The organism is Actinosynnema sp. NPDC023794, assembly GCF_040639675.1.
GTDB classification, from domain to species: Bacteria; Actinomycetota; Actinomycetes; order Mycobacteriales; family Pseudonocardiaceae; genus Actinosynnema; species Actinosynnema luteola.
The window spans coordinates 28,443-49,491 of sequence record NZ_JBFAFR010000043.1; the positions used below are offsets into that span (position 1 = coordinate 28,443).

The 21,049-nt window shown below is 68.7% G+C and carries 18 protein-coding genes and 1 pseudogene; 12 read left to right on the forward strand and 7 right to left on the reverse strand.

Going from position 1 to position 21,049, the window contains the following annotated elements:
• Positions 1-5: 5 nt before the first annotated feature.
• The 3 genes from AB0H12_RS41625 to AB0H12_RS41635 all read right to left on the reverse strand — a co-directional run bounded on the left by AB0H12_RS41625 (position 6) and on the right by AB0H12_RS41635 (position 8,570).
• Positions 6-5,102: a MupA/Atu3671 family FMN-dependent luciferase-like monooxygenase gene (locus tag AB0H12_RS41625; RefSeq protein ID WP_499631142.1), complete on the reverse strand. Its 5,097-nt coding sequence runs from the start codon at positions 5,100-5,102 to the stop codon at positions 6-8.
• A 366-nt stretch (positions 5,103-5,468) separates the two neighbouring features.
• Positions 5,469-6,653, reverse strand: a complete 1,185-nt coding sequence (locus AB0H12_RS41630; protein ID WP_499631144.1) for a beta-ketoacyl [acyl carrier protein] synthase domain-containing protein — start codon at positions 6,651-6,653, stop codon at positions 5,469-5,471.
• A gap of 57 nt (positions 6,654-6,710) precedes the next feature.
• Positions 6,711-8,570 (reverse strand): amino acid adenylation domain-containing protein, encoded by a 1,860-nt coding sequence (locus tag AB0H12_RS41635; protein WP_499631146.1) that lies wholly within the window; start codon positions 8,568-8,570, stop codon positions 6,711-6,713.
• A gap of 632 nt (positions 8,571-9,202) precedes the next feature.
• On the opposite strand from AB0H12_RS41635, the pseudogene AB0H12_RS41640 reads away from it, so the two are divergent.
• The 7 genes and pseudogenes from AB0H12_RS41640 to AB0H12_RS41670 all read left to right on the forward strand — a co-directional run.
• Positions 9,203-9,418: pseudogene (locus AB0H12_RS41640) on the forward strand (NAD-binding protein); the annotation flags it as partial.
• Positions 9,419-9,453: 35 nt separating this feature from the next.
• Complete coding sequence (locus AB0H12_RS41645) at positions 9,454-9,576, forward strand: hypothetical protein (RefSeq protein ID WP_499631148.1); 123 nt, start codon at positions 9,454-9,456, stop codon at positions 9,574-9,576.
• Between the two features lie 14 nt (positions 9,577-9,590).
• Complete coding sequence (locus AB0H12_RS41650) at positions 9,591-9,935, forward strand: class I SAM-dependent methyltransferase (RefSeq protein WP_499631150.1); 345 nt, start codon at positions 9,591-9,593, stop codon at positions 9,933-9,935.
• Positions 9,936-10,258: 323 nt separating this feature from the next.
• Entirely contained in the window at positions 10,259-10,480 is a 222-nt protein-coding gene (locus tag AB0H12_RS41655) for a hypothetical protein (RefSeq protein ID WP_499631152.1), read from the forward strand.
• On the forward strand, positions 10,458-10,793 hold the full coding sequence (locus AB0H12_RS41660) for a hypothetical protein (RefSeq protein WP_499631155.1): 336 nt from the start codon (positions 10,458-10,460) through the stop codon (positions 10,791-10,793). Before AB0H12_RS41655 ends, AB0H12_RS41660 begins: the two co-directional genes overlap by 23 nt.
• Positions 10,794-10,839: 46 nt before the next feature.
• A complete protein-coding gene (locus AB0H12_RS41665) occupies positions 10,840-11,340 on the forward strand; it encodes a hypothetical protein (RefSeq protein WP_499631157.1) in 501 nt (166 codons plus the stop codon).
• Positions 11,341-11,655: 315 nt separating this feature from the next.
• Positions 11,656-13,212 (forward strand): transcriptional regulator, encoded by a 1,557-nt coding sequence (locus AB0H12_RS41670; protein WP_499631159.1) that lies wholly within the window; start codon positions 11,656-11,658, stop codon positions 13,210-13,212.
• Here AB0H12_RS41670 and AB0H12_RS41675 read toward each other — a convergent pair.
• The 3 genes from AB0H12_RS41675 to AB0H12_RS41685 all read right to left on the reverse strand — a co-directional run bounded on the left by AB0H12_RS41675 (position 13,201) and on the right by AB0H12_RS41685 (position 15,640).
• The gene (locus AB0H12_RS41675) at positions 13,201-13,551 is read right to left on the reverse strand and encodes a cupin domain-containing protein (RefSeq protein ID WP_499631162.1); all 351 of its coding nucleotides are present in this window, start codon (positions 13,549-13,551) and stop codon (positions 13,201-13,203) included. The two genes, AB0H12_RS41670 and AB0H12_RS41675, sit on opposite strands and share 12 nt — an antisense overlap.
• The gene (locus tag AB0H12_RS41680) at positions 13,548-15,119 is read right to left on the reverse strand and encodes a transcriptional regulator (RefSeq protein WP_499631165.1); all 1,572 of its coding nucleotides are present in this window, start codon (positions 15,117-15,119) and stop codon (positions 13,548-13,550) included. The genes AB0H12_RS41675 and AB0H12_RS41680 overlap by 4 nt, the downstream gene beginning before the upstream one ends.
• Before the next feature lie 137 nt (positions 15,120-15,256).
• Positions 15,257-15,640 (reverse strand): helix-turn-helix domain-containing protein, encoded by a 384-nt coding sequence (locus AB0H12_RS41685; RefSeq protein ID WP_106614129.1) that lies wholly within the window; start codon positions 15,638-15,640, stop codon positions 15,257-15,259.
• Positions 15,641-15,807: 167 nt separating this feature from the next.
• On the opposite strand from AB0H12_RS41685, the gene AB0H12_RS41690 reads away from it, so the two are divergent.
• The 5 genes from AB0H12_RS41690 to AB0H12_RS41710 are packed head-to-tail and all read left to right on the forward strand — an operon-like array spanning position 15,808 to position 19,352.
• Positions 15,808-16,002, forward strand: coding sequence for a helix-turn-helix domain-containing protein (locus tag AB0H12_RS41690; protein ID WP_499631167.1), 195 nt, complete (start codon positions 15,808-15,810; stop codon positions 16,000-16,002).
• The gene (locus tag AB0H12_RS41695; protein ID WP_499631170.1) at positions 15,999-16,328 is read left to right on the forward strand and encodes a WhiB family transcriptional regulator; all 330 of its coding nucleotides are present in this window, start codon (positions 15,999-16,001) and stop codon (positions 16,326-16,328) included. Before AB0H12_RS41690 ends, AB0H12_RS41695 begins: the two co-directional genes overlap by 4 nt.
• Positions 16,325-16,657 carry a hypothetical protein gene (locus AB0H12_RS41700; RefSeq protein ID WP_499631172.1) on the forward strand — a complete coding sequence of 111 codons (333 nt, stop codon included), beginning with the start codon at positions 16,325-16,327 and terminating at the stop codon, positions 16,655-16,657. Before AB0H12_RS41695 ends, AB0H12_RS41700 begins: the two co-directional genes overlap by 4 nt.
• Complete coding sequence (locus AB0H12_RS41705; protein WP_499631175.1) at positions 16,654-17,265, forward strand: hypothetical protein; 612 nt, start codon at positions 16,654-16,656, stop codon at positions 17,263-17,265. The genes AB0H12_RS41700 and AB0H12_RS41705 overlap by 4 nt, the downstream gene beginning before the upstream one ends.
• A complete protein-coding gene (locus AB0H12_RS41710; protein WP_499631178.1) occupies positions 17,262-19,352 on the forward strand; it encodes a cell division protein FtsK in 2,091 nt (696 codons plus the stop codon). Before AB0H12_RS41705 ends, AB0H12_RS41710 begins: the two co-directional genes overlap by 4 nt.
• 923 nt (positions 19,353-20,275) lie before the next feature.
• On the opposite strand, the gene AB0H12_RS41715 is transcribed toward AB0H12_RS41710, so the two are convergent.
• Positions 20,276-20,773: a hypothetical protein gene (locus AB0H12_RS41715; RefSeq protein WP_499631181.1), complete on the reverse strand. Its 498-nt coding sequence runs from the start codon at positions 20,771-20,773 to the stop codon at positions 20,276-20,278.
• Positions 20,774-21,049 lie beyond the last annotated feature (276 nt).

Genomic DNA, 21,049 nt, shown 5'->3' on the forward strand with positions numbered 1-21,049 from the left:
GCCCTTCAGATCCGCGACTGCACAGCGTCGCTCAGCTGCCCGACAGTGGGGTGGTCGAAGATCAATGCCACTTCGAGTTCCGCGTGCAGTTCCTGGTTCAGGATCGCGATCATCCTGATCGCGTCGATCGAGTCGCCGCCGAGCTCGAAGAAGTCGTCCTCGTCGCCGAACCGCGCCGAGCCGGCGAGCACCCGCTTCCAGATGCCGCGCACGAGTTCGGCGACCTCACCGTTCTCCGCGACGGGGTTGTCGGGTAGAGGGCCCGCGACGTCGTCGGTCGCGTACTCGTCGGCCAGCGCGTGGAGCGCGGCGGTGATCTCGGCTCGCTGTTCGGGTCGCACCGTGCCGAGCACGTGCGCGAGCGCCGCGTCGAGGTCCTCGCTCCGTGACGGGGTCAGCGCGAGCGCCTCCGCGGGGCTCACGACCGCCCAGCGGTTCAGCGCGAAGCGCCGGCCCTCCGCGGCGCCCCGTTCCGAGCGGCTGATGACGAGCCGGTCCGACCCGTCCGCCACGCCGACCCGGCCCGCGAGGCCGACCATGCCTGTGGCGAGCAGCGCGAGTGTGGCGTCGAAGGCGGTGTCGACATCCAGCACCACCGAGTCGGCGCGCAGTGCGGCCGGTTCCTCCTCGGCGAGGATCCGGGCGGAGGCCCGCACCTTGGCGACGATGAGGTCGAGCGGGCAGTCCCGCCCGTCGAGGCGCACGACCGCGGCGCCGCGGTCGTCGTCGACCGGCTGCGCGAGGCCCCGGGCGAGCCCGGCGAGCGTGCGGGCCGCGACCTGGCGCTCCGGCTCGACCGGCGCGGGCATGAACCGCTCCGCGAGGCCGCTGGTCAACCGGATCAGCAGCTCCTCGCCCCGTTCCCTGGGGAGGAAGCCCTGCGCGGCGTCGATCGACAGCTCGACGTCGCCGTTCGCCCGCTGCGTGAAGGTCACCGCGAGCGGGAAGCGGACCACGTCGGTGGGCACGGAGACCTCGTCGACCCGGTGCCCGTCCAGGGCGAACGATTCGAGGTTGTCCCACGACACCGTCACCGTCGGGGTCTGGACACGGCGGGTCACGTCGGAGAACACCTGCCGGAAGGTGAGCGAACCGTGCTCGACTCCCGACATGATGTCGGCCTTCACCGACGGACGAGCCGCACCTCCGGTCACCGGCCCCATCCAGAACGGCACGAGGACGGCGCCGCTCCCGTGCTCCACCAGCGACGGCCGGGCGGGGAACGCGTAGAGGTGGTGCCGACCCAGTGCGTCGTCGACGGTCTCCGCGACCGCACGGAGCGCTTCGACGAAGTACGTCGAGCGCTCGGCCCGGGCGTAGGACGCGAGTGCCGCCCGCAGTCCCGACGGCAGCGGAGCCGACACCCGGTACCCGCGCCGGTCCAGGGTGCGCGCGTCGAACCCGGCGTCGAACACCTCGTCGGGGAGCGCGCGGACCCACTGGCGCCAGTACGCGCGATCCCGCTCCGCGGTCGCCTCGTCCAGCTCCGCCGCGGACGGGATCGGCCGCACGTCCACCGCGTGTCCCGCGTAACGGGCGGCGACGGATTCGAGGAGCTCGGCGAACCTCATCCCGTCCAGGACGACGTGCGACGCGCGCAGGTTCAGGAAAACCCCGTCGCCGGAGCGCTGGCAGGTCAACCGGACACCGAAGCGCTCGACGGGGTCGAGGGGATCGGCGACCGAGGTCTCCCGCACGGTGGACTCGAACGCCGCCGCCGATTCCGCGACCCCGTCGAGCAGGCGCCAGCTGCGTCGGTGCGCCTCGCCGAACGGCTCGACCCACCCTGCCCCGCCGTCGGGGTCGATGCGGAGCCGGTAGGCGGGCTGGGCTTCGATGACGTCGAGGTACGCATCGCGCAGCTGATCGAGGTCGACCTCGGGGGCGACGTGGAACGTGCGCGCGATGACGTACGCCTCGCGTGTCTCCGCGCTGATCTGGCACGCGGCCCAGATCTCGCGGGCGGCTCGGCTGATCCTGACCGGGAACGCCGCGTCACCGGCGGCGTTCCGCGTGGGCCGCTGGTCCACGGGTGCTGCCGCGGTAACGCCTGCGGGGTTCGCCTGCTGGGTGCGGAGCCTGCCGAGGGCACGCACGGTGTCGGTCCACGCTTCGCCGTGCGGCAGGTAGTCGACGAGGCACGCGATCTCCGTGACACCGAGCCGGCCGAGCCTGGCAGTCAGGGCGGGCCACTCTGCCTCGGCGCCCACGAGCGAGAGCCCGTCGCGCAGGCGGTCCGCCGCGGTCCGCATCCGCGACTTCCACACGTCCTCGGGCACCGCGTCGGGGTCGTCGTGGGTGCTTCGGAACGTGGAGAACATGTAGCGCTCCAGCGCCTCCATGTTCCGCTTCTCCGCATCGCCGTCGGTCGACAGCCCCGCGTGGACCAGCACGACCACGTCGCCGCCGTCCGGGTCGAGTCCGCCGTCGGCGCGTCCCCGCCGGTACCGCTCGAGGTTGCCCGCCAGCTGGGCGAAGTCCTGCTGGATCAGGTTGGTGAGCACACCGCGGCCCGCACGGCCCGCCTCGTAGAACGACTCGGGCGAGCCCACGCACGCCTGCCACAGGCGGAGGTCGCTCAGCGGACGGGGGTGCAGCCGCACCTCCGCGCGCTCACCGGAGCGCCCTTCGACCGCGACGGCCTCCCCGCGCCACAGGCGCTCCAACTGGTCCACCCGCGTCTTGAACACCTCACGGCGCTCGGCGTGGGGCGCCTCGGACAGGACGAAGTCGCGCCGCATCCAGCCGGACGCCACCCCGAGCCCCACCCGCCCTCCCGAGGCGACGTCGACCATCGCCCAGTCCTCCGCCACGGAGACCGCCGAGTGCAGTGGCAGCACGGTGCTGCCCGCCCGGATGCCCAGCCGCGACGTGCGCATCGCGACCATCGCCCCGAGCACGGCGGGGTTCGGCGAGAACCCGGCGAAGTCGTCGAAGTGGCGTTCCGGCAGCCAGACGTTCTCCAGCCCTTCGGCCTCGGCGAGCGCGACGAGGTCGAGCAGGCGGGAGTAGATGTCGCTGTCGCCACCGGACGCGAAGCCGAACAGGGCCAGGCTCACCGAAGGGACCTGCCCGGCGACCTCGTGGGGCTCCGCAGCGCCTGTGAGCCGCTTCGCGGCAGCGTGTGCGGCGTCGACGACGGCGCGGCGGATGTCCGGCGTGTGGGCCGGGGAGAGGAAGCAGTTGCCGGTCTCCGGGACGAGCACGCCTTCGGCGATCATCGCGCGGCGGAACTCGTGGAACGCCTTGCCGCCGTAGGCGAAGCTGGTCGACCCGGACGGCACGAAGCGGAAGAACGACCCTATCCCGAGGACCCGCACGCCGATCCCGGACTCCGCCAGGACGCGTGCGATCTCGCCACGCAGCTCATCGCCCGCCGCGTTGAGATCGGCGAGCACACCTTCGCCTTCTTCGGCCAGGCGGCCGAGGACCGCGCGAGCGGCGGCGACCGAGAGCGGGTGCTTCGCATAGGTCCCACCGGTGAACGACACCCGGTCGGGGTCGGCGCGAAGCGCCTCGGTCCACGGACCGCCGTCGATCAGGTCCATGATCTCGGCACGTCCGGCCACCGCGGCGAGGGGCAGACCGGCGGCGAGCGTCTTGCCGTAGGTGGCGAGGTCCGCCCGGACGTCGTAGATCTCCTGGAAACCTCGCACGTGGAAGCGGAACCCGGTGAGCACCTCGTCGAACACGAGCAGAGCGCCCGCCTTGTCGGTGAGGTCGCGGGCCAACCGCGCCAGAGGACCGAGGTTCAGGTCCGGGGACTGGTTCAGCCGCGGCTCCATCACCACGGCCGCGACGTCCTCCCCGTGCGCTGCCATGAAGTCGGCGAGGTGCCGCTCGCTCGCGGGCAGGATGCGCACGTCGTCCGCCGCACCCGCGGAGACGCCGGGGAATGACGGGGTGGCCAGGTGCTCGCGCCGCTTCGCGGGACGCGGGCTGAAGAGCGTGGAGTCGGAGTGCCCGTGGTAGGCGTTCTGCAGCAGGACGACGAGTGAACGCCCGGTGTGCGCGCGGGCGAGGCGCATGGCGGTGAAGACCGCCTCGGTCCCGGTGACGCAGAAGTTCACCCGGTCCATCCGGGTCAGCTCGCAGAGCAGCCGCGCCACCTCCGCGGTTTGCTCGACCTCGGCCCCGATGTGCATGCCCCGGTCGAGTTGCCGCTGGACGGCGTCGCGGACGAAGTCGGGGTTGTGGCCGAACAGGTGGGCGCCGTAGCCCATCGTGAGGTCGATGAGTCCGCGGTCGTCGACGTCCCACACGTGGGCGCCGTCGGACCGGGTGATCCAGATCGGGTACGAGGCGGCGCGCTCGTCGTGCTCGCGCTGGGCAATCTTCCGGTTGTTGCACAGGACGTCCTGCGTGCGCTCGCTGAGCGCGCGGGAAGCTGCTGTGGCTGCCTCGTACGTGCGGCTCGGGCTGCGCCGGGGATTCGGCTCGGCGGGAGGCGCCACCGGTTCGGCGGCGAGCGTCGGACCGGGCGGGGAGGGCTTCCTCTCCGTCGCCACTCCGTTCACCCGCGACGCGGCGGGAGCCGCTCCGTTCCGCTGTCCGGACTCGGCGATCCACCGCGCGATCGCGCGGACGGTGACGATGTCCTCCAGGAGTTGTTGGACCGAGATGTCGACGTCGAAGCGGGACTTGACGTCCCGCGAGAGCTCGACGAGCACGAGGGAGTCGGCCCCCAGGTCCAGCAGTGGCACCGAGCGGGTGATCGAGCCGGGGTCGAATTCGAGCAGGCGCTCCGCGAGTTCGGCCACCGCGTCCTCGACGGGGACGGGGCGGAGCTCGACCGGCGCGTCGTCCGGCACGGGCTGCGGCGGTTCCGCGTCCTGGTGCTCGGCGATCCACCGGGTGATGGCCCGTACGGTGACGATGTCCTCCAGGAGTTGTTGGACCGAGATGTCGACGTCGAAGCGGGTTTTGATGTCCCGCGACAATTCGACGAGCACCAATGAATCGGCTCCCATGTCCAACAATGGGACCGACCGGCTCGCTGACCCCGGGTCCAATTCGAGTAATTGCTCGACAAGACCCGCCACCGCATCCTCGACCAGCAAGCGAACTCCTCCAGTCAACCCGATTCGCCGGCATGCTAGCACCGGTTTCTGTAAGCGTGGTTGTGGTCTGCTCGGGATTCCGAACGGAGTGCTGTGCGTCGCGGGTGAGGTGTGCTAACGCCCAACCGCGTGGTGCTGCCGCGCGCGGCCCAACCCGGACGGGGTATTGCATTGCGGCACAATTAGTCCGAAGGGGGCTAGACGTGATCGCCGTTCGTGCCTCCGATATCGGGGCGGGCGCCGGTGTTCGGCGCCCGGACCCAGGGCTGATCGCGAGGAATCGGTACGTCGTCGAGCACGGATTTCCTACGGTGACGGAGCATCGATGTGTCCCAGGTCACTGCCGTGCGGTGTGGTGGATCATGCGGGCCATGACCGCACGGGAAGGTCGCCGTTCGGCGACGGCGACTAGCGGGGGCGGGTGATGATCGCGTGGGCATTCGTCCCGGAAAGACCGAAAGCGCTGATTCCCACGCTGTCGATCGAATCCGGGCCGGTGAAATCACCGATCGTCGGAAGGATGTTGTACTCGGCCCACGGGATGGTCTCGCTGGGCTGCCCCGATGCGTTGGTGCGAGGTGGGCGTCCACGTTGCAGCGTTTCCATGGCGACCACCAGGGAAAGCAGACCGGACGCCGCCTCAAGGTGCCCGAAACGGGGCTTGTTCGAGCCGACGAAAAGCGGGGTGGTGCGTTCGGCGGTGCGGTACGCCGCGGCGAGCGCGGCGATTTCGATCGGATCTCCGAGCGGGGTTCCCGTGCCGTGCGCCTCGACGTAGTCGACGTCGGCGGACGCCAAGCCGCTCATGCGGAGACCTCGCTCGACGACATCGCGCTGGGCGTCCAGGCTGGGTACGGTCAGACCTGCGGTACGGCCGTCGTGGTTCACCGCGCAGTGCACGCGCCCGAGCGAGCGCGCCCCGGCCTTCTCCGGTGCCAAGACGACGGCCACGACGCCCTCACCGACGGTGAAGCCGTCCGCCTTCGCGTCGAACGCGCGGCAGCGGCCGGTCGGGGAGAGCGCCCCGGTCGCCTCTCTGACCATCATCCCGAAGCTGCTGCGGACGAGGTGGGTGGCGACGACGAGCGCGAGGTCCACCTCCCCGGTGGCCAGCGCGGTGATCCCGTGCCGAAGGGCGACCAGGCCGGACGAGCAGGTCGTGTCGACCTGCCAGCTGGGTCCGCGGAGGTCGTAGGTGTAGGAGATCCGCCCCGCGGCCGCCCCGCGGCTGTTGCCGATGCCGAGGTAGGACCGGTTGCTGTCGGCGACTTCGTCGGGGTCGATCGTGAGCACGGAATCGGACTCGCTCATCCCGACGAACACGCCGGTCTGGCTGCCCGCGAGGTCCTGCGGCCGGATGCCCGCGTCCTCGAGCGCGCGCTCCACGCAATCCAGGACCAAGAGGTGCTGGGGGTCCATGACCCGCGCCTGACGCGGCGAGATGCGGAACCGGATGAAGTCGGTCCGCAACTCGGCGTCGTCGAACACCGCGGGCCGCTCGCCGCCGCCGTCGAAGTGCGCCGCGGCGATGTCTGCCCGGCTCCGCACGCCCCCGGGGAGGAACAGCGAAGCTCCGACGACATGTGCGTTCAATGCTCTTCCCCTCCGCCACGTCGGCCGCCTGCGATCCGGTCGGCCTCGGCGGCGTGCTCAACTGCCGCCGCGCGTCACCGGTGTGGTGGGGTCAGCCCGATCCGACCGCGCGAGCCTACCCATGTCGACCTTGCCGCTCAACGTCAGCGGGACGCTCTCGATCACGGTGAAGGACCGCGGGATTGCCGCTACCGGCAGCGCCGCCCTGAGGAAGCGGCGCAGCGACTTCGTGCTCGGCGGTTCGGCCGGGTCGGCGGGCACGACATGGGCGTGGAGCCCTTCGGTCGCGTCGTAGCTGACGACCGCGGTGCGCACCTGCGGGTGCCGCCGCAGCGCGGCCTCCACCTCGCCGAGTTCGATCCGTTGCCCGTGCAGCTTGATCTGGCGGTCTTCGCGCCCGAGGAACTCGATGTCACCGGAGGGGAGCCGCCGAACCCGGTCGCCGGTCCGGTACGCGACCGCGCTGCCCCCGGCAGGACGGCAGTGGGCGGGCAGCGGCACGAACCGCGAGCGGGTCGAGTCCGGGGCGCCGATGTACCCGAGCGCGACGCACTGCCCCCAGACGAGCAGCTCACCCGGCTCGCCTGCGGGCACCGCGCCGAGGACCTCGTCGACCACCTCCACCGAAACCCCGCCGAGCGGCGTGCCGAGCGGCACCGTGGCGCTCGAGCGGTGTTCCGCCCGGTCCGGGTCGACGGGATAGGTCAGCACCCCGATCGTGGTCTCGGACGGACCGTAGTGGTTGAGCACCTCGCAGGTGCCGTTCGCCCGAACCTGGTCGACGAGGTCCCACGTCAGGGCTTCCCCACCGAAGATCATGAGCTTGCGGGGGAGCACGTCGCGGGCGCCGGCGCCCAGATGCACGGAGATGTGCGACGGCGTCGATTTGAGCACGTCCACCGCGTGTGAGCGCATGTAGCGGCCCAGCGCGAGCGGGTCCATCATCGTGGGCTTGTCCACGAGGTGCACGGCATCACCCGACACCAGCGCCGGGAAGATCGCGGTGTGCCCGAGGTCGGTCGCGAAGCTCGTCACGCTGGCGAAGGAGAGCTGTTCGCCCGTCGACCTGACGTCCTCCAACGATTCCGCCACCCGCGCCGCGTAGTTGTCGAGCGCCCGGTGGGGAACCGCCACCGCTTTGGGGGTTCCCGTCGACCCCGACGTGAAGACGACGTAGGCGGTGTCGTCGCGGTCTGGCGATGCCATCGCAGGTGCCGGGGCCTCCACACCGCGGAGCCGCACTGTCGGCACTCCGTCGACGGTGTCCGACTCCGAGCCGTCCACGAGCCACGTCGCGAGAGAAGCCCGGATCTGTCCGCGCCGCCGTTCGGGAGGCTCGTCGACATCGATGATCGCGAACGGCGCTCCCACCCACATCGCCGCGAGCGCGGCGACAACCTGACTCGTGCCGCGTGGAAGCGCGATCGCCAGGATGTCCCCGTCAAGCACTCCACGGCGCCGCATCTCACCCGCGGCGGTCGCGACGCGTCGGACAAGCGCGTCGTACGTGAGCATCCCGTCCCCCGCGAAGAGGGCGGTCGCGCGAGGACGCAGCCGCGCCTGCTCCTCCAGCCTCCGGGCTATCCAGGTCATCGCGATGAACCTACCGCTTCGCCTGCGGGGGGAGAAGACGCGATCGCTGCGGTGAGTGCGCTGTGGCGGCGGTGGACTCACCGCGCTCGGGAAGACGCTGGTCCACCGCCCAGTGCGGGTCTGTGCAATACGGCAACGGCGAAGTCGAATGCTTCCCGTGCACCACGCGAGCGCTGTCCAACGACCACAGGCCGGAGGCAACGACGGGCAGTACGCGGCGGAGGAACAGTCTGGAGAGTGGGCCGAACGAGAACCGAGCTGCGGGCTCGTAGCGGGCCGGACCCACGAGCTGCCGCCGAGTACCGCGTTCTCGGGCCGCAGCACGAGCAGCTAGGCCTCCTCCGTCGCCTGGCTGCGGGACAGCGCCGACGGGACGGACGACGAGCTCCGGGTCACCTCGTATCGCGGGGAAACTCGGCGGAGATCGTGGCGGCATTGGTCGATACCGCACTGGCAGGGGCTTGACTTCGGTGGTGGTCGCCCGGGATGACGCACGCGGTGCGCTGCTGTTCCGGGGTTCACTGCTCGGCGTCAACGCCGGACGCTTGTGGCACGCCACCTTCAGCGTTCGTTCACCACCGGTTGCCATCCCCACAACAACCAGATCATCCACCGGCGCGGGTCCGGTGGTCCCCGACGCCACCGAGTAAGGCGTGCCGCGGCCGAACCGGAAGCGGTGACCGGCTGCCCACCGCCTGGGCCGGCCGGACAGTACGAACCGTGGTGGCCGGATGAGGAGCGTGGCGGCGTGCGTCGGGCGTACGATCGTGCTCGGTGTGCCGGGAAGCCTGGTCGGCGTGGGTTCGTCGCCGTCCTGGACCGGGAGCCGCTCATGATCGGGCACATCGTCATCGTCGGCTACGACGTGCACGGGCGTGGCACCCTCCGCGCCGTGCCCGACGACGATCGCCGGCGCGACGTGGTCGTGATCGACCTCAACGTCGACCGCTGCGGCGGTGGCCGGCGCGGAGCCGATTGTCGGCGGCGGCACCGAGGCCGGGGTGCTCCGGCGTGCCGGAGTGCCGGGTGCGCACGCCGTGCTGATCTGCGTGGCGTCCGACGGCGACGCGTTGGAGATCACCTGGATGGCACGCCTGCTCAACCCGGCGGCCTCGATCGTGGTCACGGTGCACGACCACCTGTGGGCGAGCGCGGCGATGGACCTGGGTGCCGACCGCGTCGTGCGCCGGCGGCTTGTGGGCCGCCGGTGGTCGCCGTGGTGCGTGACGGCGCGCGTCACTGGTGCGAACACCCCGCGGTGGCCGAGTTGCGGGAGTGCGACCGGCTGCTGGTGCCCGACCCGTCCGGGACCGCACGGGTCGACCTGTGAGGAAGGAGTCGGTCATGGCGGACAGGGCGGCGGGAACGGCGGTCCGGCCCATGGTGATCGCGGCAGTGGAACAGCACCGCCCACAGGAGCAGCGTCTGCTCCACGACCCGTTGGCGGTCTCGGTGCTGCCGCCCTTGTCGAGGTGGGTGGCGGGACTGGCCCGACGACCGGGCGTCCGCGCAGCGCTGATCAGGGCGTCGGAGCGGGCCGCGCCCGGTGTCTGGGGTGGTGTCGCCTGCCGCAAGCGCTACATCGACGACCAGTTCGCGCGGGCGCTGGAGGACGGCATCGAGTCCGTGGTGGTCCTGGGTGCGGGGCTGGACACCCGTTGTACCTATATCAGACGATGTTCTACGTAAAAGGGGTAACGTTCGACAATATTGCGCTGCTCAATCCCCGCGCTGGGCACAAATACCAGACCTCCACGGATGAGCTATGTAGAACTGTGAGCGGCAAGGCGCCGGTGGAACTTTTCCAAGAAATCATGCAATGGATGATGGGATTGCAGGTTTCCGCCTAATCTTCATTCTGTCACGGTCGTTCTTGAGGATTCGTAGATCTCAATTCAGCTGATGCCGGTGCTACTAACTGCGCGACTTGCCTGGGCGTCTTAGGTCATTCGTGGGTCATCCTCATGGGTCGGACCGCTGGTCAAGCTGTGGTCAGCGGATCGTCTGAGGTGGTGATGGTTGTGGTGTGGAGTGAGTTGGCGAGTGATCTCGGCGGGGTCGCGCTGTTTCTGGTGTGGCTCGTGATCCCTCTGCTCTACCTCGTCGCTGTCGGTAGGCGGTACGTGCGGCAGTGCCAGGAGAACGCGCAGGCGGCGGTTTGGGCGCGGGATGAGGTGCGCCTGATCCGTGAGGAGCAGAGGGAAGGCAGTCATGATGGTGACGCTGGTGAGTGAGGGTGACCAGGGAGAGGGTGGGGAGAAGCCCGTCTCGCTGTTTGATGACCCGAAGGTCGTCGGTGAGGTTCAGGAGTTCGTGGATGACCAGGCCCCGCGGGTGTTCGCGGTGGTGCAGGAGACGTTCGGGCCTCCGGAGGATCTGAACATCGTGGCGTGGGGGATGACCACCAAGACGGGTGTCGAGGTGATCGGCGTGCACGGTGGGATGCGCATGGGGCTGCAGTCGGCGGAGAACGCGCTGATCTTCTACCGGGCCGGTGGGAGTGCGAACCCTCGCATCTTCTGGGTCGGGGGCAACGGTGGCGAGTAACGGGCTGGAGACGGCGCTGGAGTGCGTCGGGCGTGGGTGGCCGGTGGTGCCGGGTGCGCTGTGGGTAGGCGACTCCTATGTCGATCCGGTGACCAACGCTGAGTGCGATGCGCTGGCCTTGTCGTCGCCTGCGATGGCGACGCTGGACCCGGAGGAGGTTCGGCGGTTGTGGCCGTTGTCGGACGGCGGGGTCACGCGGTCGGCGTTGGCTGTGCTGGGCAAGCTGATGGCTGCGGTGGTGGTCGAGCCTGAGCCGGCGCGGCGGGTGGTCGAGTCGGAGGCGTTCCGGGCGTCGCCGACGCCGGTGGTGATGCTTCCGGTTCCGACGCTCGGCCTGATGATCGAGTCGGCCGTGTTCGTGGTGTCGTCGGCGGAGGGGTTGGACGAGAGGTGGGTCTTCCCTCGGGGCTCGATGTTGCCGCTGCCTCCCGCTGTGGTGGAAGGGCACAAGGCAGAGTGGCTGGTGTCGCCAGCCGAGTGCGGCGAGCTGATGAGTGGCCCGGAGTTGGCGGGCCTGTTGGCGCTGGAGACCTCCAACCGTCGTTGACCGCGCCCTGACGGTTGGGCATGGGGTGCTGGACGCCTCCCCTGGCACCCGTGGGACGGGACCATCCATTCGGATGGCGTCGCGCACGGCCGTTTTCGTGCGTTTGGGACGGGTTGGAGTGTCCCGTCCCGGTCGTCACTGTGGCGTGTTTGCGCTGGTCAGTGCCCGTGCGGGAGGTGTCCCGTCGGTCGGGACGGGCTGGCGTGATGGGACAGGGCTCGGGACGGGTAGCAGCTACGTCGTGACACACTGAAATCAACGGCTTGTCAGCGCGGAATCAGCCGGTGAGAGGTGGTCATGCGGACGGCGCGGACGGTGCTTGAGCAGAAGATCTGGGACCGACAGCAGACGCTGGAGGAGTTCGCCGAGTACATCGAGGTCTTCGCGCGGGAGGCTGGCGAACCCGGCACGATCAGCTTGCGGCACCTCCACAGGCTGGCTGCGGGGCGGAGGTCGTCCGGTCAGCCGCTCGGTCCGGTCCGGCCGGTGACTGCTCGGCTGTTGGAGAAGATTTTCCGGACCAGCATGCACGAGCTGTTGGCGGAACCTTCGGCTGCTGGGTCTGCGGGGCACGACGTCGGCAAGGTGAACGTGCGTGCGAACGCGGACTTGGCTGACATGGCGGATTGGTTGGACGAGCGGGCCGGGTGGGCACCAGGGGAGAGCCGAGCGAAGGTTCACGCCAAGCTCGCCACCTTCGAGGCGGGCACGCTGGTCGATCGGCGGTATCGGCGCGCGAGGGTGAGTCGGGAGCAGATCGTTCGTGCCCTCCGCGGGTACTACCGACGTGGAGTCGCGGGGCACGACATGTACCGCGTGCGTTGTGGTGGCGAAGACGTCAGGACTAGCATCCTTGCTCGTCCCGAGTGGCTTGATCAGCCCGCTTCGTTGACGGCGGAGAACGACCGCCTGGTCCTCGCTGGCCGCCGTGATGGTCTACGCGCTGCCCTGAGTGAAGCGGCGGCGGAAGCGGCTGTGGCACGGCTCGCGGAGTGGGCCGCGCTGGACGTGCGGGTCATGAACCTGCCGCTCTACCGGCTGCTGCGCGTAGACGTCGGCTCGGCCATCGAAGGCACAGTGGGGTTGGTGGACTTCGCCGAGTACGCGTTGACGGCGGACCTGCTCGAAGCCGAGCTGGTCGAGGCGGTGGTCTCTGGTGCTGGTACGGCTGCGCTACCGCTTCGGGACGAGTTCTTGCCGAATCTCGATGCGGTGCTCGACCTACCGGGACGCGTGTGCGCAGGCGGTGTGCTGGCGTTGTGTGCGATCGCCCGCCCGCGTGATCCATACCGTGGGGCGCCGGACTACGCGCTGCTGGTGCAGGAGCGGTCCGGGCAGGTGCTCAACGCGTCTGGGCGGCTGGCCGTCGTACCGAAGGGCTTCCACCAGCCGTTGACCGATGTGCGTGCTGACGCTCGGGTCAGCGCCACCCTGCTCCGTGAGCTGGAAGAGGAGCTGTTCGGCCGCGAGGAGGTGGACACCACGGTGGGGAAGGGCCGCGCTGCTGCGCCGATGCATCCTGGGCGGTGGTCTGCGCCGATGCGGTGGCTGCGCGAAGATCCGAGCAGGATGAGGACGGAGTGCACCGGGTTTGGGTTCAATCTGGTGAGCGGGAACTACGAGTTCGCCAGTCTTGTGGTTATTGAGGACGAGGAGTTCTGGACGCGCTTCGGTGGGGCGGTCGAGGCCAACTGGGAAGCGTCAGGGTTGCGCTTGTATTCGAGCCTTGACGACGAATTGATCACCGATTTGGTGACGCACGAGTCCTGGAGCAACGAAGGGCTGTTCGCGTTGCTCCAAGGACTTCGGCGGCTTGTGGAGATCGGTGGCCGGCGGGTGAAGCTGCCGACGATCGAGGTGTCAGGTCTGTGACGGCCAGCGGACCGTGAGGACGGTCGAGTCTTCGAGCGCTTCCCACGAGTGGTCGACGCCGGCACCCCACATCACGTAGTCGCCGGGGCGGGTCATGGTGGTGTTGCCCTCGGTGGTGTCAACGCGGAAGTTGCCCTGTACCAACAGAACCAGGGTGGTTCGCTGATCGTCGGACGTCCACTCGACACGCTTTTCACCAGCCGGGTGGTTGAACCACTTGACCTCGACGTCCTTCTGGGACCGGACGCCCTCTGACGGGTCGATGAAGTGGCCTACCAGCCAGCCGCGGGTCACCGCGCCGTCCTCGTTGGCGTTTCCGGCTTGCCAGTTGGCGGTCACTCTGTCTCCCATTCGATCGTTGGCAGGTTTACGCGACTTCCACCGATTTGTCGTAGGCGGCGAAGGCCCTGGAGGAGCGCGAACAGTCCTTCGTTGCTCCACGCTACATCGTTGACCAGTTCTTCCAGACCTTCGGCATCGAGGCTGGAGAACTGGCGCAGGTTCGATGCTTCCCAGTTCGCTCGGACTTGTCCGCCGAACTCCGTCCAGAACTGTTCGTCTTCGATCACGATCAGGCTGGCGAACTCGAAGTTGCCGCTGACGAGGTTCAGGCCGAACCCGGTGCACTCCATCCGCAGGCGACCTGACTCGGCGAGCAGCCAGCGCATCAGCTCCGACAGACGGCTCGGGTGCATCGGGTCCGCGTAGCGCTGGTCTCCGACCGTGTTGTCTACGTCGTCGCGGCCGAACAGCTCCTCTTCCATCTCGCGCCGGAGCGTCGCGCCGATCTGGGCATCGGCTCGGTAGTCGGTCAGCGGCTGGTGGAAGCCCTTGGGGATCACGGCCAGGCGGCGTGCGGCGTTGATGACGTGGCCTGAGCGCTCCTGGAGCAGCAGGAGGTAGTCCGCTTCGCCGCGGAACGGGTCGGCCGGTCGTGCGATCGCGGTCAGGGCGAGAGCACCGCCCGCGCACATGCGGTCGGAGACGTCGAGGACCGAGGGCAGGTCGGGTAGGTAGGCGTCGCGGAGGGGGAGGGTGCCGGGCCTGATCGGCTGGTTGGTGGTGAGCGAGTCGACCAGCTCGCCTTCGAGCAGGTCCATCGTCACCACGTACCCCACGAAGTTGGTCACGCCGATGCTGCCGCCGAGCTTGCGCCTCTGCACGTCGACGTCGAGCAGTCGGTACAGCGGCATGTTGACCATGCGGATGCCGAGCGCCAGCGCTTCGGCCAACCGCTGGGCTGCACGTCCAGCGCTCTCCTCGTTCATCGGCTGGTGATCGTCCGGGGTTACGGTCGACAGCTTGAGCCGGTCGTGAGCCGGGATGAGCGGGCAGTCGAGGTCCAGCCAGTCCGGGTGCGTGAACACGGTCGTGGATGCGCGGGTGGTTGAGCCGAAGCGGGCGGCGTAGCGGCCGTGGCCGGTGGTGGTCGCGCCGTAGTACTCGGCGAGCGCTCGTGCTGTGTCGCGCTGGTTCACCCGACCTCGGCGGACGCCCCGGTCCTGTAGCGCGCGAACGTCCAGGCGGACGAGGCGGGCGGCGACGTCGCGCCGTGCCGTTCCCGGCTCCCAGCGCGCGTGCTGGTCGAGCCAGTCCAGCGCGGCGACGATGTTCGGGTCTGAGCTGAGCCGTAGTTCGGCGTCGGCTGCCGAGCCGTCCGGGAGGTCGAGCTTCGGTTCGGCGATCAGGGCGGTGAACCTGGCCTTGACCGCTGGGTCCGCATGGTCGTGGGCGGTGTCGAGGAGCTGCTGCATCTCGGACTTCGGCTTGAGGTCCGGTTTCTGGTGCCAGCCGGCGACCGTCCGGACGGCGATTCCCAGGTGCTCGGCGAACGCTTCGTTGGTGAGGCGCATGGCTGCCTGGAGTGCGCTGGCGGTTCGGCCGGTCCAGCCCTCGTGCTGGCTCATCTTCTCGCTATCCCCCCGGAGCGATGTGCGCTGGTGGTGCACTGGATGTGCATCGGTGATGCATGGGGCCGAAGGCGCTTCCGCAGTGGAATTGAGCCATGGAAAACAGCTCGCTCCACCAGCGGAAATGCTCCGCGCTAGCGGCGGTCGCGGACGTGTTCGATCACGGTCGAGAGGTCCGACTTGAGGTCGTCGAGGCGATCGGTGATGTCGTTCAACCGCTGCTCGAAACCGTCCAATCGGGACCAAAGGCTGTCGGTCGGGTTGGTGATCGGCTCGTCGGCTTCGGGCGGCCTTCGACCGTGCAGCACGGAGTCGAGGTGCTGGGGGTGCCAGCCGAGCGTGGTCGACAAGGACTCCAGGGTCCGCGGGCTGCGGCGGCGCTCGACTGTGTGGTGCTGGATCTCGCGCACGATCGCTTGGGAGACGTGCGAGCGTTCCGCAAGCTCCCGTTGACGCCAACCCAGCTCATTCACGCGCTGGTTGATGGCCTTGGCGACTGCCGCCCAATCCTCCGACACGTATTCCTCCGCGCTCCGCCTCAGCGCTGAGATTAGCCGTCCTCCGCTGTTCCGTGACGTGACACGGCGCATTTCGCGCCGGGTGCGATCAAACGCGCCTTCCGTTGCGCTGAAATCAGCAAAATAGAGCTGAAATCGTCAGCTCGACAAGTCGAAGGGCTTTTCTGATGCGTAGTTCTCTGCCTTCTTCCGGTTACACGGTTCGTCAGGCCGCTTGGTTGCTGGGCGTCGAACCGTCCACCCTCTGCCGCGCCGTTCGGCTACGCAGGCTGCCGCTGGTGCGGCGGCGCGGCCGGTTCGTCATCCCGGCGAACGTGCTGGTGCGGCTGCTCGACGAGCCCTGTTCGGGAGGCACGCCGTGAACCTGGTCTCGATCGCTTGGGAGCTGGACCGGCTCCGGTGGGTGCCGAGCGCGGTGCTGGCCCTGGTCGTGGAACGCGACGGACTGTGCATGGAGACGTTCCCGGACCTGCCGCCGTGGGTGGACGAGGAGATGACCGATCGGGAGCTGGCCGCGCGCATGTGTGCCGGCTGCCCGGTGCGGGACGAGTGCTTGGAACTGGCGTTGCGCACGGCCGGTGCGGACACGGTGGGCGTGTGGGGCGGGCTGGCTGCCGATGATCGACGCGAGCTGTACCCGCACTGGCTGCGACGCGGTGAACGGGTCGAGAGGGGGTTGGGTTCATGAACGCTCTCAGCCTCACTCCGACGCAACTACTCGCTGGGCTCGGCGTGGTCCTGGTGTTGCTGCTCGTCTGGCGGGCTGGTGCTCGGCGAGCGAAGGCCGCCGCGAACGCGGCACGGACGAGTGCCCGACTGGTGTCGCTCGCCGGTCGGGTGGCCGTAAACGCGGTGTTGATCGTGTTGGTGCAGTGGGTGGTGATCACTCATCGCGGTGCCGGGTGGTTGCTCCTGGTGGTACTTGTCGTGCCAGCACTGTTCGCGTCCTACACGTTGACGCGGGCGTTGACCGTGACGTCGTACGAGCCGTCTCGTCGTCGGGGTGAGCGGCGATGAGCGAATCGGTCGAGCGGGTGGCTCGGCAGGTGGACCGGCTCTGCTGGACGGGGATCTTGCTCGGGTTGGCGTTCACGATGACGAACGTCCAGCAGTTCGCGGCGGCTGGTGCGCCGGTGTGGTCGCTCGCCTGGTCTGCGGCGTGGCTGCTCGATCCGATGGTGTCGCTGGTGCTGCTGGCGATCCTTCGAGCCGAGCAGGTCACCGCGCGTTACGGCGTCCGGATGGGCGGATGGGTGCGGGCGGCGAAGTGGTTCACGCTCGCGGCCACGTACGTCATGAACACCTGGAGTGCGTTCGTGGCCGGTTCGGCGGCGCTCGTGGTGCTGCACTCGGTGCCGCCATTGGTTGTGTTCGTGGCTGCGGAGGCGGTCACGGAGTTGCGGGACAAGCTTGGCGCGGCCGTCAACGCCGCGCCGAGCGCTCCGCCGGCACCGGCGCCTACGGCTCCGCGGACGTCGTTCGCGGACTATCTCGCGGTGGCTCGGGCGGCGCGGACGGCGGACGTGAAGGTGACGCCGGCGTGGGTCCGGGATGTCACCGGGTGCTCGCGAGGGCTGTCGTCACGGCTTGCTGCGGCGCTCATGGAGGACGGGGGCCGTTCATGAACGGCGACTTGGTGCCCACTGAGCCGGTGCTCGATGGCGAGTTGGTCGGTGAACCGAAGACGTTGGTTCGGCGGTTGGGGAGTGGCTGGCACAGGGCAGGCGTATCACCACAGCTGAAGTTGTCACAATTGCTTCAGTGTTGGTTGAAAGATGCGCTCGGATGGCTTGTGCGTCCGCCGAACCGGTTCGTCAGCGGAGTCGGCAGGGGAACAGTGGTAGCCGCTCGCGCGTGGCGGCGCTGGGTTCGGGTGCGGGACTACCGGGAGGCTGCGGAGCAGTCCGAGAAGTTGGCGGACAAGTTCGTGGAGATTCGCGCCTTGACGCTGTTCCGGTGGAAGGTGACCGGTGCTGTGGTCGGGGCTGTCGCGGCGGTGCTGCTCGTGCTGCACGTGCTCTACGGCGGGATTGTCTTGTGGAGTGCGGCTGGGTTGGCGTCGGTGGTGCTGGCGATGGTGGGGCGTCGGAAGGACGGCTCGCCGGGACGTAAGGCGGTGCTGGGCGGACCGCGCACGCTGGCTTGGACGATGGACTCACAGCTCCTGGTCGACGCGTTCCGGGACGCGAGGCTGATCGGCAAGGACGAGACCTTGCGGTTGGTCGAGCGCGCGGCACGTGTGGGTGAGGGTTGGGCGGTTACGGTCGATCTTCCGGCTACCCGGAAGGCTGCGGACGTCATCAAGCACCGGGATGCGCTCGCGTCGGCGCTGGCGGTGGACGAGGTGCAGCTCATCGTGGTGCGGGTCCGTGGTCGCGGTGGGCACGCGGGGCGGGTGGCTCTGTGGGTGGCGGATGAAGACCCGTATGCGGGTCCGCCGTTGCGGATGCCGTTGCTCGATGTGGAGCGGTGGGACGCGTGGCGGCCGGTGCCGTTCGGGCGGGATGCGCGGAACCGGCGGATTGATCTTCCGTTGGTGTGGACGTCGTTGCTCGTGGGCGCGATTCCCAGGCAGGGCAAGACCTTTGCTACTCGGTTGGCTGCCGCTGGGCTTGTGCTGGACCCGTACGCGCGGCTGTACGTGTTCGACGGCAAGGGCGGTAAGGACTGGGAGGCTGCCGAGCAGATCGCGTACCGGTACGTGTGTGGCGATGACCTTGAGCACGCGTACGCGGTGCGGGATCACCTCGTGGAGTTGGTGGCAGAGGTGCAAGCTCGGTATGCGCGCATGGCCACTTTGGACGATGACGTGTGTCCGGAGTCGAAGATCACGCCAGCCATCTCGCGGAATGCTGATCTTGGGATGCCGATCACCGGAGTGGTGATTGATGAGGTTCAGGTGTTCCTGGAGAACCCGACGCGTGAACAGGTAGGCGGCAAGAAGACCACGCTCGGCGCGTACATCGCAGACCTGTTGACCTACCTCGTGCGGAAGGGGCCGGCGGCCGGTGTGGTGGTCATCCTGGCGACTCAGCGGCCGGACTCGAACACCATCCCGTCTCGGCTGCGGGCGGTGCTCGGCTCGCGGTTCGCGTTGCGGGTGATGGACTGGCGCGACTCGAACATCGTGCTGGGCGAGCAGATGAACACGCGGGGGTATGACGCTTCGACCCTACTGCCGAGTCACAAGGGCGTCGGCATCCTGCGGCCGGACGGCGAGACGGACGCCGGCGCGGACATGATCGCCATGACCGTGCGGACCTACTACATGCCCAACGCGGAGTGGAGGGTGATCTGTGCGCGCGGTCGAGCGCTGAGGGAGGCCGCGGGCACGCTCGCTGGTCACGCGGTGGGCGACGATGCTCCGCGGCCGATCGACTCGACGTCGGTGGTCAAGGCGATCGTGAGCGGGACGGCTGACGGTTGGGTCGTGGATCTTCCGGAGCCGTTGGCGTCGGTCGTGGACTACCTCGGGGACGAGTTGGACGAGCGAGAGTTCGTGCCTACGTCGGAGTTGGTCGAGGCGCTGGAGGTCGAAGCGGTCACATTCGCTCGCGAGATGAGCGAGCTGGGGTGCAAGCCGCTGCGGCAGTACGTGCCGGACGGGGAGACCTCACGGCGGGTTCGTGGCTACCTGACGGCCGACATCCGGGCGGCTGTCGAGCGGGCAGCGGCTGATGAAATCGGCGCGCGGGGCGGTGATCAGGCATGACCGATGACGGCCGTGTCACCGTGCGCCTGCCGGATGAACTTCCTGTGCTGACGCCTGCTACCAGCCGCATACTGCTTGCCATACTGGTCGAACTGACCGAGGTGGAGGTCTTGGACGGACCTCCGGGAGGGGGTGACGGTGACTGTTGAAATCAGCCAAGACCCGTGGACGACGCTGGACGAGCTGCTGGGCGTCGAGGTGGTCGAAGCGATCGAGGACGGTATCGGGCCGGTAGCGGTCTACGGGCGGTGCTCGACGGAGGACAACCAAGATCCCGAGACGTCGCGTGGGTGGCAGTTCGGCAACGCGCGGAAGTTCGTGGAACCGCTCGGTGGTGTCGTCGCTGAGGAGTCTTGGTCGCGCCCGCGGTGCGGAATCACGAGGTCATAGTCGGAAGGCACCCTTGGCCGGCTGGGCCACTGTGCGCAGCAAGCGCGAGCCTGGCAACACGTCCAGACCGGCTACAGAACCTGGCCGGTCATTCCGGTGATCACGGCCAGGTCCCGCAGGGCGAAGTCCCGGCTGGACGGGTCGGTGATGTAGCGGGCGGCGATCGCGCTGGTTATGTCAACACACAGGGTGTCGCAGGCGCCTTGGTGTCGCAGTTCGCGAAGTGGAACACACCTCAGTAGCCGGATAGAGCTTTACGGTGCGGGACAGCCGGGCCGGCACAGCAGTGCACCGCCGTGTCGGCGGAACGAGCGGGGCCGGCGATATCGGCCGGTACTGGCGGTGTCAGTGGTGCCACTCGGCCTCACGGCTGAAGGCGGCGTATGCGCCGTGGTCGGGATGCACGGCAGTGGACGCCGCCCGGGGCCGCGGCGACGTGCCGCGGCCCCGGATCTTGTCGGCAGGTGTGGTCGTGCTGTCCGTGTCTCGGCCGACGGGAGATTTTGCTGCCGCGCAGCAGTCGAACCTCTGGCCTATCCCCAAGCGGTGCAGGTATCGTCCGCGTAGCCCGCGCACGTCTTGACATGGACGGCTCGGATGTCGGAAAACCTGTTCAGGTCGCGGTCGAGGTTGATGAGCTGGTAGTACGCCTTTTCACCGTTCCCCGATGCAGTGTTCAGCCTGACGTCCTCGTGCCAGTGCCAGCCCTCGATGGGGTTCTGCCAGTGCTGGAACCGGACGTAGACCCGCGCGGACTTCCCGTCGGCCGCCGTGTCCTCGACCCGCCCCGTGATTTCGGCGTCGAACACGTCGTTCCAGCAGATCGTCCATGTCGATGTGGCGCCTTTGATCTGCTGTGTGCCTGTGCGGTGGGAGGGCAGGGACCCTTCCCGGCAGGAAGGGAAGGCGGAAGTGCCGCGGTTGATAGTCACCGGGTCTCCCGTTGCGCCAGCTGGCGGGGCGCACAGCACCGCCAGCGCGGCGACGATCGATCCGAGCAGTTCGGCTCGGCGCGTGATGATGGTGCTCATGTAGTCGCCGTTCTCCAGGACCCGCAGGTCTCTAACAGGATCACACGGGTCCCTGCTTCTCCGGCACAGATGCGGAAGGAGACGGTAACGTCCTCGGGGAAGTTGATGTCCTCAGTCGTCCTCGACCCGACTCCGGACGTCGCCCAGACATTGCCCCGGTCGGAGTTGCCTTGCCTCCAGTTCAGCACGGCGCTGTGACCGTCGTAGTTGCCGTCCTGGACCGTGAGCTGTTCCCATTCGCCGGTGTCGTAGAACCATCCGTGTCCGCACAGCCAC

Excerpts from the sequence above, each read along its gene's own strand:
- AB0H12_RS41650 (WP_499631150.1), top strand. The coding sequence starts at position 9,591 with ATGGCGGACAGGGCGGCGGGAACGGCGGTCCGGCCCATGGTGATCGCG.
- AB0H12_RS41660 (WP_499631155.1), top strand. The coding sequence starts at position 10,458 with ATGATGGTGACGCTGGTGAGTGAGGGTGACCAGGGAGAGGGTGGGGAG.
- AB0H12_RS41680 (WP_499631165.1), bottom strand. The coding sequence starts at position 15,119 with ATGAGCCAGCACGAGGGCTGGACCGGCCGAACCGCCAGCGCACTCCAG.
- AB0H12_RS41690 (WP_499631167.1), top strand. The coding sequence starts at position 15,808 with ATGCGTAGTTCTCTGCCTTCTTCCGGTTACACGGTTCGTCAGGCCGCT.
- AB0H12_RS41700 (WP_499631172.1), top strand. The coding sequence starts at position 16,325 with ATGAACGCTCTCAGCCTCACTCCGACGCAACTACTCGCTGGGCTCGGC.
- AB0H12_RS41705 (WP_499631175.1), top strand. The coding sequence starts at position 16,654 with ATGAGCGAATCGGTCGAGCGGGTGGCTCGGCAGGTGGACCGGCTCTGC.
- AB0H12_RS41710 (WP_499631178.1), top strand. The coding sequence starts at position 17,262 with ATGAACGGCGACTTGGTGCCCACTGAGCCGGTGCTCGATGGCGAGTTG.
- AB0H12_RS41715 (WP_499631181.1), bottom strand. The coding sequence starts at position 20,773 with ATGAGCACCATCATCACGCGCCGAGCCGAACTGCTCGGATCGATCGTC.